This window comes from Cupriavidus sp. R6-3, from assembly GCF_059772245.1.
Map to the genome: position 1 here is coordinate 1 of NZ_JCBAJO010000165.1, position 10502 is coordinate 10502.

The 10502-nt window shown below is 69.2% G+C and carries 10 protein-coding genes; 7 read left to right on the top strand and 3 right to left on the bottom strand.

The features are described from left to right. Positions 1–63: 63 nt before the first annotated feature. The 3 genes from AC6EI8_RS19710 to AC6EI8_RS19720 form a co-directional block, all read right to left on the bottom strand. Complete coding sequence (locus AC6EI8_RS19710; RefSeq protein WP_150082096.1) at positions 64–567, bottom strand: MarR family winged helix-turn-helix transcriptional regulator; 504 nt, start codon at positions 565–567, stop codon at positions 64–66. 92 nt (positions 568–659) lie between these two features. Continuing rightward, a complete protein-coding gene (locus AC6EI8_RS19715) occupies positions 660–1679 on the bottom strand; it encodes a Bug family tripartite tricarboxylate transporter substrate binding protein (protein WP_149316559.1) in 1020 nt (339 codons plus the stop codon). A gap of 357 nt (positions 1680–2036) precedes the next feature. After that, a complete protein-coding gene (locus tag AC6EI8_RS19720) occupies positions 2037–3149 on the bottom strand; it encodes a porin (RefSeq protein WP_149316560.1) in 1113 nt (370 codons plus the stop codon). A gap of 325 nt (positions 3150–3474) precedes the next feature. Between AC6EI8_RS19720 and coq7 the strand changes: the two genes are divergently transcribed. The 7 genes from coq7 to AC6EI8_RS19755 form a co-directional block, all read left to right on the top strand. Then, the gene (coq7, locus tag AC6EI8_RS19725; RefSeq protein ID WP_149316561.1) at positions 3475–4101 is read left to right on the top strand and encodes a 2-polyprenyl-3-methyl-6-methoxy-1,4-benzoquinone monooxygenase; all 627 of its coding nucleotides are present in this window, start codon (positions 3475–3477) and stop codon (positions 4099–4101) included. 501 nt (positions 4102–4602) lie between these two features. Next, entirely contained in the window at positions 4603–5031 is a 429-nt protein-coding gene (mraZ, locus tag AC6EI8_RS19730) for a division/cell wall cluster transcriptional repressor MraZ (RefSeq protein WP_006577764.1), read from the top strand. A gap of 7 nt (positions 5032–5038) precedes the next feature. Then, a complete protein-coding gene (gene rsmH, locus AC6EI8_RS19735; protein ID WP_149316562.1) occupies positions 5039–6031 on the top strand; it encodes a 16S rRNA (cytosine(1402)-N(4))-methyltransferase RsmH in 993 nt (330 codons plus the stop codon). Next, positions 6028–6411, top strand: a complete 384-nt coding sequence (gene ftsL, locus AC6EI8_RS19740) for a cell division protein FtsL (protein ID WP_149316563.1) — start codon at positions 6028–6030, stop codon at positions 6409–6411. Before rsmH ends, ftsL begins: the two co-directional genes overlap by 4 nt. Continuing rightward, positions 6408–8252 carry a peptidoglycan D,D-transpeptidase FtsI family protein gene (locus AC6EI8_RS19745; protein ID WP_149316564.1) on the top strand — a complete coding sequence of 615 codons (1845 nt, stop codon included), beginning with the start codon at positions 6408–6410 and terminating at the stop codon, positions 8250–8252. The genes ftsL and AC6EI8_RS19745 overlap by 4 nt, the downstream gene beginning before the upstream one ends. Beyond that, on the top strand, positions 8249–9802 hold the full coding sequence (locus AC6EI8_RS19750) for a UDP-N-acetylmuramoyl-L-alanyl-D-glutamate--2,6-diaminopimelate ligase (protein ID WP_498382673.1): 1554 nt from the start codon (positions 8249–8251) through the stop codon (positions 9800–9802). Before AC6EI8_RS19745 ends, AC6EI8_RS19750 begins: the two co-directional genes overlap by 4 nt. 50 nt (positions 9803–9852) lie before the next feature. Continuing rightward, positions 9853–10502, top strand: a 650-nt coding sequence (locus AC6EI8_RS19755; protein WP_498382675.1) for a UDP-N-acetylmuramoyl-tripeptide--D-alanyl-D-alanine ligase, incomplete at its 3' end; no start/stop codon positions are given.

Below are 10502 nucleotides of genomic sequence, written 5' to 3' on the forward strand. Positions count from 1 at the left end.
ACGCTTGCGCTTGCGGCCGCGCTGGCGACCTCGGTTGCGGCCTCGGTTGCGTCATCAGGGATTTCATGCGGACACCAGTGTCGATTTGAGGCGGCCCAGCAGCTTGAACAGCGCGCGCCGCTCGGTTTCGGCCAGCCCGCCGAACAATTGCTCGACCCATTGCTCGTGCGCGCGCGCCATGCGCGTGAAGGCGGCGCGGCCGGCGGGCGTGAGCCGGATCAGATAGGCGCGCCGGTCGTTGGCAAGCGGCTCGCGCGAAACCAGCCCTTCCTGCTGCAGCTGATCGGTGATGCCGGTCACGTTGCCGCCGGTCACCATCATGCGGCGCGACAGCTCGCCCATCTTCAGGCCCTCGGGATGGCGCTCGAGCTGGGCCATCAGGTCGAAGCGCGGCAGCGTGCAGCCGAACGACTCGCGCAGCCGGCCGCGGATATCGGCCTCGACCAGGTTGGTGCAGGTCAGCAGCCGCAGCCACAGGCGCAGGGCCTCGTGGCTGGCATCATCGGCGCGGGTTTCGAGATCGACTGGCACCGTGTTGGACGCGGCGTCGGCGGCGGAAGTCGGCATCGCAGGCGGCAAGGGAAAATGTTGACGCCTGAAGTATATGCGCTAAGCCAGCCGCGAGGCGCGCTCCCGCGGCGGCCGCGCCAGGGGCCGGATCAGTCGACCTTCGCGCCCGAATCCTTGACCACCTTGGCCCACTTGGCGGTTTCGGCGCGGATATGCTGGGCGAACTGCTGCGGCGTGCTGCCCACCGGCTCGGCGCCCTGCGCCTGCAGCTTTTCGCGCATCGCCGGCGTCCCCAGCGCTTTGGCGACTTCCTGCTGGATCCGCGACACGATCGCGGGCGGCGTGCCGGCCGGCGCCAGCAGGCCGAACCACGAGCTGGCTTCGTAGTTGGGCAGCTTGGCCGCCTGCGCGATGGTCGGCAGGTCGGGCAGGGCAGGCGACGGCTTGGCGCTGGTCACCGCCAGCGCCTTCAGCTTGCCGGCCTTGATCAGCGACATCGACGAAGGCAGGTTGTCGAACATCACCTGCATGGTGCCGCCCGCCAGGTCGGTCAGCGCCGGGCCGCTGCCCTTGTACGGGAAGTGGACCATGAAGGTGCGGGTCTGCGTCTTGAACAGTTCGCCGGCCAGATGGATCGAGGTGCCGTTGCCGCTCGAGGCCATGTTCAGCTTGCCGGGATTGGCGCGCGCATAGGCGATCAGGTCGTTGACGCTGTTGATCTTGTTCTGCTGCGCAAAGGCCGGGTTCAGCACCAGCACGTTCGGCACCGCGGCGACCTCGGTGATCGGCGCGAAGTCCTTGATCGGGTCGTACGGCAGCTTGCTGTACAGCGACTGGTTGATGCCGTGGGTGCCGACCGTTCCCATCAGCAGCGTGTAGCCGTCGGGCTCGGCCTTGGAGACGATCTCGGCGCCGATGTTGCCGCCCGCGCCGGGCCGGTTGTCGACCACCACGTTCCAGCCCGGCAGCTTCGACAGTTCCGCGGCGACCGCGCGCGCCAGGATGTCGGTGGTGCCGCCCGGGGCGAAGGGCACCACCATGCGGATCGGCTTGGCCGGATAGCCGGCCGGGTCGGCGGCATGCGCGGACGATAGCCACGCGAGGCCGGCCAGCCCGCTCAGGGTGGCGGCCAGGGTCAGGCGCAGCGCGCGGCGGCGGGGGGCTTGCATCGGTCGTCTCCTTGCGCGCCGTTGGAAGAGCAGGCGCGTCGTGTTGTCGGTGTGTTGTTGCTGCGTTGTCGTTGCGCAATCGCTGCGGTGTTGCCGCGATGTCGCCGCGTTGCTGCTCGCACGGCCGGCGGGTCGCCGGGACTGCTGCATTCTAGTGGCGCCGACGAGGCAATGCCGATGAGGTGAAGCCCTATGGCGGCGCCGCGCGCCGTCATGGGGTGGGCCGAGCTTGGCCCTAGCTTGGCGCGGGCAGGAGCCCGGGCAGGGGCTCGGGCGGCGCCGATAAAAAAGGCACCCGAAGGTGCCTTTCGAAGACGCGCTTCAGGCCGGCGCACGGCCGGCCGTCGGTGCTCGCGTTCAGAACTTGTGGCGGATACCGATGCCCACGCCGACCATATTGTCCTCGCCGGCGCCCAGCGGGTAGCCGTTGGCGAAGCTGATGACGGCGCTGTCGAAGTTCAGGCCGGCGTTCTTGGTGTAGGCGGCGGTCAGGTAGATGTCGGTCCGCTTGGTGATGTTGTAGTCCGCCACGAAGCTGACCTGCCACGGGTTCGGTGCGTTGACGCCGTTCAGGTTCTTGACGTCGGCGTAGTAGTACGCCAGCGTCAGGCCCAGCGCGGCGGTGGCCTGGTAGTTGGCGCCGGCCCAGTAGTAGTCGTCGCGGTAGATGGTGGCGTCGTTCGGGGCCTTGTTCTGGCCCCAGCGGTAGCCTGCCATCAGCTTGGCCGGGCCGAAGGCGTAGCTGGCCGCGGCGCCCGCCTTGCGGAACGTCGCGGTGTCGCCGCCGGTGTTGGCCACCGTCGGGTTCGACTGGTCGTAGGCGATGGTCACGCCCAGCGGACCGGCCGCGTACGCCACCGCACCACCGTAGCCGGTGTCGCGGCGGAACTGGCCCGGCACTTCGCCGCCGCCGGCCACGCCGTTGCCGAACGACCAGTGCGCGATGGCGGTGACCGGACCGAACTTGCCGGTGTACTTGGCGGTGTTGTCCGAGCGGAAGTTGGTACCCAGCTGATAGGCAATCGGTTCGTACTGCGTCGCGTAGCCGGTCGGCGAGAAGTTGGCGAACGCATCGAACATCGAGGTGTACTGGCGACCGAAGGTGATGCGGCCGACCTGGTTGCTCTCGATACCGACATACGCCTGACGGCCGAACAGGCGGCCGCCCTGCTGCATGCGGCCGTCATCCACGCCGAAGCCGCTTTCCAGCACGAACAGCGCCTTCATGCCGCCGCCGAGATCTTCCACGCCGCGCAGACCCCAGCGCGAACCGGACAGGCCGCCGGAAGTCACCCCGAACTTGTTTTCTCCACGGCCCGGGAATCCGGCCGTGCCCGCCGCGGTCGAGGACATGTTGCTGACGTACTCGATGTTGGCGTCGACCACCCCGTAAAGCGTGACGCTCGATTGGGCCTGAGCGGTCCCGGCGAAAGCGCCGAGCGCGGCCAATGCAAGAAGCGACTTCTTCATGCTGGTTTATCTCCTGTAGTAAGAATTATTGGTGTGATGCGCGAGACAGCCTCCTGAACTCTCCATGCTCTGCGCACCCAACTTCGCGAGAAGTTGTCGGGTACTGTAACAAACGGCATTGTTTGCACAATCGCACAGTCGTTCTATTGTCGGCTTTTCACAACTCAGGGTTTTGGAGTAGCCCGCCAGCCCAAGCCAGTACTGGCAAGGCGCCCCGCGAGGGCGGTCCGAAACGGGGGCGGTACAATGCGGGAATTCCCCGAACCGACCCAAGGCGGCTCATCGTCACTTTCACCGTCACGCCGGCCGCCACCGCCGTACCGACATGGACAAGCTGATCCACGAATTCGACGTCGCCCTGCGCGCCATCACCGGCGCGACCCGTGCGGGGCGCCCCAGCCCGGCCGAGACGCTGGGCGAGCACGACGACACGCAACTGGACGCCGGCGAGCGCCGGCATGTCGCCGGGCTGATGCGGGTCAACCATGTCGGGGAGGTCTGCGCCCAGGCGCTGTACCAGGCCCAGAAGCTGACCGCGCGCGATGGCGCGGTGCGCGCGCAGATGGATGCCGCCGCGCGCGAGGAGGAGGATCACCTCGGCTGGTGCGCGGAGCGCCTGCGCGAGCTCGGCTCGCGGCCGAGCCTGCTGAACCCGCTGTGGTACGCCGGCGCCTTCGCCATCGGCTGGCTGGCCGGCCGCGCCGGCGATCGCGCGAGCCTGGGCTTCGTTTCCGAGACCGAGCGCCAGGTCGAGCAGCACCTGACCGGCCATCTGGAGCAGCTGCCTCCCGCCGATGCGCGCTCGCGCGCGATCCTCGAGCAGATGCGCGACGACGAGGCCCGCCATGGCGCCAGCGCGCGCGAAGCGGGCGGGATCACGCTGCCCGCCCCGGTGCGGGCGGCGATGCGCGCGGCCTCGCGCGTGATGACCACCACGGCTTACCGGATCTGAAGCGGACTGAAGCGGATCTGAAGCGGATCTGAAGCGGGCCTGACGCGGAGCCGACGGTCCCGTCGCGACCCGCACGGCGCGCCGGACCGCGTCGTCCGGCGCCCGCCGCGGGCTCTCCCCAGCGGCTCTCCGCATCGAATCGTTGTATCCTTTGGCCGGGCTCGGGACCGCGGTATTTCCTTGCGCCAGCGACTTCTCCCCGCGTAGTTCTCAGGTGGTTTCTCGGCTTTCTCCCCTAAGACCTTCATTTCATTAGGAATTCACCTTCCTGGTGCGCGCTCGCCCTGCGCTAAGTCTTTGTTCTGATTCCGAAAAACGCCTTTTTGGCACCGTTGACGAGCCTTGACCGGCCAATAGGCTTCCTCTAAAGTGGGGAATAGTGTGAGGAAGTGTATTTTTGTGTGAGGAAAGGGCTTCGGTGTGGGATGATGTGCACTAGCCGAAGCGGACCAGTCAACGCCACGCCAAGCCGCCGCAGGCAGGCGCGGGACGGGGGTGAACTTGTTTCAGGGAGCATCGGCGCTCTCCCTCGATGCCAAGGGTCGGATGTCGATTCCGACGCGGCACCGGGAAGCGCTGCAACAACAGGCCGAGGGCCGGGTGACGCTGACCAAGCACCCGGATGGATGCCTGCTGCTCTTTCCCCGGCCGGAATGGGAAACCTTTCGCACACGGATTGCGGCGTTGCCGATGGACGCGCACTGGTGGAAGCGCATTTTTCTGGGCAATGCCGCCGACGTCGAAATGGACAGCGCCGGGCGCGTGCTGATCGCGCCGGAGCTGCGCAGCGCCGCCATGCTGGACAAGGAAGTGATGCTGCTCGGCATGGGCAGCCATTTCGAGGTCTGGGATGCCGCGACCTACGCCGCCAAGGAACAGCAGGCGATGGCCCAGGGCATGCCTGAAGCATTGAAGAACTTCTCTTTCTGAAGTGGTTATGGAACCGACCCGTACGCCGGGGCCCACCCCCCTGCGCCATCGCACCGTGCTGCTGGACGAAGCCGTCGATGCGCTCGTGTGGCGGCCCGACGGCGTCTACGTGGACGGCACCTTCGGCAGGGGAGGGCACAGCCGGGCCGTGCTGGCGCGGCTGGGACCCGAAGGGGCACTGGTCGCCTTCGACAAGGATCCGGCAGCAATCGCAGAAGCGGGCACCATCAAGGATGCCCGCTTCTCTATTGAGCACGCGAGCTTCGCCGCCATGGGCGAGCGCCTGGCCGGCGCGAAGGTCGCGGGCGTGCTGCTCGACCTGGGGATCAGCTCGCCCCAGATCGACGACGCAGCGAGGGGGTTTTCGTTTCGGTTCGAGGGCCCGCTCGACATGCGCATGGACACCACGCGCGGCATCACCGCCGCCGAGTGGCTGGCGCAGGCCGACGAGCAGGACATCGCGAGGGTGATACGAGACTATGGGGAAGAACGGTTTGCTGTACAGATTGCAAAGGCGATTGTTGCTCGCCGGAGCGAACCCGGCGATGGCGGACGCCTCGCCACTACTGCCGACCTTGCCGCGCTCGTGGCGAAAGCCGTCAAGACACGCGAGAAGGGTCAGGACCCTGCGACCCGCACCTTTCAGGCTCTACGGATTTTCATCAATCAAGAGCTTGCGGACCTCGAAAGCGGTCTGAGCGCGGCCTACGATCTGCTCGAGGTAGGGGGACGGCTGGTGGTGATCAGCTTTCATTCGCTGGAGGACCGCATCGTCAAGCGGTTCATGCAGGCGCACGCACGCCCGCAGCAGGACGCCGATCCGGCGCTGCGGCGCGCGCCGCTGCGCGCGGCCGACCTGCCCCAGCCCACGATGAAGCTGCTCGGCCGCGTCAAGCCCGGTGCCCGGGAAACCGCCGACAACCCCCGCGCGCGCTCGGCCGTGATGCGCGTCGCTGAAAAACTGGCGCCCGCCGCGCCGCAGGGTGGGGCGCGCGCATGAACCGCCTGACCTTCTTCCTGCTCGGCGCGCTGATCCTGTGCGCGCTGTCGCTCGTCAGCGCCCAGCACGAGGCGCGCACGCTGTTCGTCGCGCTCGAGCGCGCGCAGTCCGAGGAGCGCCAGCTCGAGACCGACTGGTCGCGGCTGCAATACCAGCAGAGCGCGCTGTCCAAGAGCGCGCGCATCGCCGACGCGGCCCGCGCGCAATTGAAGATGTCGCCGGTCAGCCCCGGTCGTACCCAATACCTGCAGGGCATCGTGCTGCCGCGCACCGAAGGCGAGGGCGCCAACGGTGCCGCCGGTGCCAATGGCGCCAATGGTGCCAACGGTGCCAACGGTGCCGAAACGCAGCAGCGCAACGCCGCGGAGGCCCGTCCATGACGATGGCCCGCCCGAGCCTGCACCGCCCGCGCAATGCGCGGCCCGCGGCCACGCGTCCGCGCTCCGGCCAGTTCTCGGCCAGCCCGGTGCTCGGCCTGCGCCTGCCGATGTGGCGCTCCAAGCTGGTGGTGTTCCTGATGTTCACGGCCTTCGTCGCGCTGGCCGTGCGCGCGCTGTGGATCCAGGGCCCGGGCAACCAGTTCTACGAAGCCGAGGGCAAGAAGCGCTTCCAGCGCACGCTCGAGCTGCCGGCCACGCGCGGCAAGATCCTCGACCGCAACGGCCTGGTGCTGGCCACCAGCCTGCCGGTCAAGGCGATCTGGGCGGTGCCCGAGGACGTGCCGTCGAACCTGGATGCCGGCAAGCTGCGCCAGCTCGCCAGGCTGCTCGACATGTCCGAGAAGGACCTGCGCAAGAAGCTGACCGAGGACAAGAGCTTCGTCTACCTGAAGCGGCAGGTGCTGCCCGACGTGGCCGAGAAGATCGCCGCGCTGAAAATCGACGGCGTGCACCAGAGCGGCGAGTACAAGCGCTTCTACCCGGAAGGGGAGGCGATGGCGCATATCGTCGGCTTCACCAACGTCGAGGACCGCGGCCAGGAAGGCATGGAGCTGGCGCGCGAAGGCGTGCTGGCCGGCAAGGCGGGCGCGCGCCAGGTCATCAAGGACCGGCTCGGCCGCGTGGTCGAGGACATCGGCGTGCTGCGCAGCCCGCGCGACGGCCAGGACCTGCAGTTGTCGATCGACGCCAAGATCCAGTACCTGGCCTTCAACGAGGTCAAGGCGGTGGCCGAGCGCAGCAAGGCCAAGGCCGCCAGCGCGGTGGTGCTCGACGCGCAGACCGGCGAGGTGCTGGCGCTGGCCAACTGGCCCAGCTACAACCCGAACGACCGCGCGCGCCTGTCCGGCGAGCAGCTGCGCAACCGCGTGCTGACCGACACCTTCGAGCCCGGCTCGATGATGAAGCCGATCACCGCCGCGCTGGCGCTGCAGCTCAAGCGCGTGACGCCGTCGACGGTGTTCCAGACCGAAGGCCGCTACACCTTCGAGCGCGCGACGATCTCGGATACCCACAACTACGGTCCGCTGACCGTCGCCGGCGTGATCCAGAAGTCCAGCAACATCGGCACCATCAAGATGGCGATGCTGATGAAGCCGCAGGAAATGTGGGACATGTTCACCAGCCTGGGCCTGGGCCAGGCACCCAAGCTCGGCTTCCCCGGCGCCGCCGCGGGCCGAGTGCGCCCGTACAAGAGCTGGCGGCCGATCGAGCAGGCCACCATGTCGTACGGCTACGGCCTGTCGGTGTCGCTGATGCAGATGGCGCACGCCTATACGATCTTCGCCCACGACGGCGAGCTGATTCCGATCACGATGTTCCGCACCGACGGCCCGGCCAGCGGCGAGCGCGTGATCTCGCCCCAGGTCGCGCGCGACGTGCGCGGCATGCTGGAGATGGTGACGGCGCCCGGCGGCACCGCGACCCAGGCCCAGGTCATGGGCTACCGCGTCGGCGGCAAGACCGGCACCGCCTACAAGCACGTCGGCCGCGGCTACGACCGCAGCAAGTACCGCGCCTCGTTCATCGGCCTGGCGCCGATGTCGAACCCGCGCATCATCGTCGCCGTCAGCGTCGACGAGCCGACCTCGGGCAGCCACTATGGCGGCGCCGTCGCCGGCCCGGTGTTCGCCGCGATCACCGGCGGCACGCTGCGCGCGCTGAATGTCCAGCCCGATTCGCCGATCCGGCAGCTGGTGGTCACCGAGAGCGTGCCCGAGACCCTGCCCGATGCGCCGCCCGAAGCCCTGTCCGCCCGCGGAACCGGGAGCACCACCCGATGACCGCTCGCAGCAAGCACGCCGCCCTCGAACAGGCCGCTGCCAAGGCAGCGGCCTGGTTGCGCCAGCACGCCGGCCAGCAGTCGGGCCATACCGCCCGCCTGACCGGCGACACGCGCCGGCTGCGCCAGGGCGATGTCTTCTTCGCCTATGTGCTGGGCAACCAGCGCCTGTCGACCGACGGCCGCCCCTATATCGGCGAGGCGCTCGCGCGCGGCGCCGCGGCGGTGGTCTACGAGAGCCGCGGCTACGAGTGGCCGCATGGCGATGCCGTGCCGCACCTGCCTATCGAAGGGCTGGAGCGGCTGGCCGGGCCGATCGCCGCCGCCTGGTACGGCAACGCGGCGCGCGGGCTGGCGATCACCGGCATCACCGGCACCAACGGCAAGACGTCGTGCAGCCAGTGGCTCGCACGCGTGCTGCAGGCCACCGGTACCCGCTGCGCGACCATCGGCACGCTCGGCAGCGGTTTTCCGGACGCGCTGCAGCACACCGGCTTCACCACGCCCGACGCGGTGCAGCTGCAGGACAGCCTGGCCGAGCTGCATGCCGCCGGCGCGGCCGCGGTGGCGATGGAAGTGTCCTCGCACGGCCTCGAGCAGGGCCGCGTCGCCGGCACGCCGTTCCAGGTCGCGGTGCTGACCAACCTGACCCAGGACCACCTCGACTACCACGGCAGCATGGCCGAGTACGAGGCGGCCAAGACGCTGCTGTTCCACTGGCCGAAGCTGCAGGCCGCGGTGATCAACCGCGACGACGCGATGGGGCGGCGCCTGCTGGCGGGCGGCATGGCGGCGCGGCAGGTGATCGAATACGGCATCGGCGGCCCCGCCGGCCCGACCGGCTTCAGCGGCGGCGCGGCGTGGCTGCGCGCCACCGGCGTGAAGGCCACGCCGACCGGCACCGTGTTCAAGGTCGACAGCAGCTTCGGCAGCGCCGAGGTCGCCACGCCGCTGATCGGCGAATTCAACGTCAGCAATCTGCTGGCCGTGCTGGGCGCGGCGCTGGCCAATGGCGTCGCCTGGGACGCGGCGCTGGCCGCGCTGCGCGCGCTGCGCCCGGTCGACGGGCGCATGGAGTTGTTCGGCGGACACGAAGGGCCGCTGGCCGTGGTCGACTACGCGCATACCCCCGACGCGCTCGAGAAGACGCTGGACGCGCTGCGTCCGGTGGCCGCGGCGCGCCAGGGCCGGCTGTGGTGCGTGTTCGGCTGCGGCGGCGATCGCGATCCGGGCAAGCGTCCGCAGATGGGCGCGGTGGCCGAACGGCTGGCCGACGAGGTGGTGCTGACCAGCGACAACCCGCGCAGCGAGGACCCGCAGGCGATCCTCGATGCGATCGCCGACGGCATGCAGGACTTCCGCCGCGGCCGCCAGATCGAGGACCGCGCCGCGGCCATCCTCTACGCGGTCAAGCATGCCGGCGCGAACGACGTGGTGCTGGTGGCCGGCAAGGGCCACGAGGCCACGCAGGAAATCCAGGGCCGCAAGCGGCCGTTCTCCGATCGCGAGCATGTGCGCCTGGCGCTGGCGGCGCGCGGAGTATCGGCATGAGTACGAGCATGAGCACCGGCATGACGGCAACGGCCAAACCAGAACAGACGATGACCGACCTGCAGCAGGCCGCGGGCTGGATCGCCGGCGCACGCATCGAAGGCGATGGCGCGCGGCGGTTCACCCGCGTGCATACCGACAGCCGCACCGTCGAGCCCGGCGATCTGTTCGTCGCGCTGCGCGGCGAACGTTTCGACGCGCACGACTTCATTGCCGACGTGGCCGCCAAGGGCGCCGCCGCGGTGCTGGTCGAGCGCGACATCGGCGCCGCCGCGCCGGGTTTGCCGGCGATCGTGGCGCCCGATACGCGCGTCGCGCTGGGCCAGCTCGGCGCGGGCTGGCGCGCGCAGTTCACGTTGCCGACGGTCGCGGTGACCGGCAGCAACGGCAAGACCACGGTCAAGGAAATGATCGCGGCGATCTTCGTCGCGGCGGTCGGCGAAGCGCAGCGCCTGGCCACCGGCGGCAACCTGAACAACGACATCGGGCTGCCGCTGACGGTGCTGCGCCTGCGTCCGAGCCACCGGCTGGCGGTGCTCGAACTCGGCATGAACCATCCGGGCGAGACCGCAACGCTGGCGGCGATCGCGCAGCCCACGGTGGCGGTGATCACCAACGCCCAGCGCGAGCACCAGGAATTCATGGTCAGCGTCGAGGCCGTCGCGCACGAGCACGCCAGCATCCTGGCCGCGCTGCCGGC

Excerpts from the sequence above, each read along its gene's own strand:
- AC6EI8_RS19710 (WP_150082096.1), bottom strand. The coding sequence starts at position 567 with ATGCCGACTTCCGCCGCCGACGCCGCGTCCAACACGGTGCCAGTCGAT.
- AC6EI8_RS19715 (WP_149316559.1), bottom strand. The coding sequence starts at position 1,679 with ATGCAAGCCCCCCGCCGCCGCGCGCTGCGCCTGACCCTGGCCGCCACC.
- AC6EI8_RS19720 (WP_149316560.1), bottom strand. The coding sequence starts at position 3,149 with ATGAAGAAGTCGCTTCTTGCATTGGCCGCGCTCGGCGCTTTCGCCGGG.
- coq7 (WP_149316561.1), top strand. The coding sequence starts at position 3,475 with ATGGACAAGCTGATCCACGAATTCGACGTCGCCCTGCGCGCCATCACC.
- rsmH (WP_149316562.1), top strand. The coding sequence starts at position 5,039 with ATGGAACCGACCCGTACGCCGGGGCCCACCCCCCTGCGCCATCGCACC.
- ftsL (WP_149316563.1), top strand. The coding sequence starts at position 6,028 with ATGAACCGCCTGACCTTCTTCCTGCTCGGCGCGCTGATCCTGTGCGCG.
- AC6EI8_RS19745 (WP_149316564.1), top strand. The coding sequence starts at position 6,408 with ATGACGATGGCCCGCCCGAGCCTGCACCGCCCGCGCAATGCGCGGCCC.
- AC6EI8_RS19750 (WP_498382673.1), top strand. The coding sequence starts at position 8,249 with ATGACCGCTCGCAGCAAGCACGCCGCCCTCGAACAGGCCGCTGCCAAG.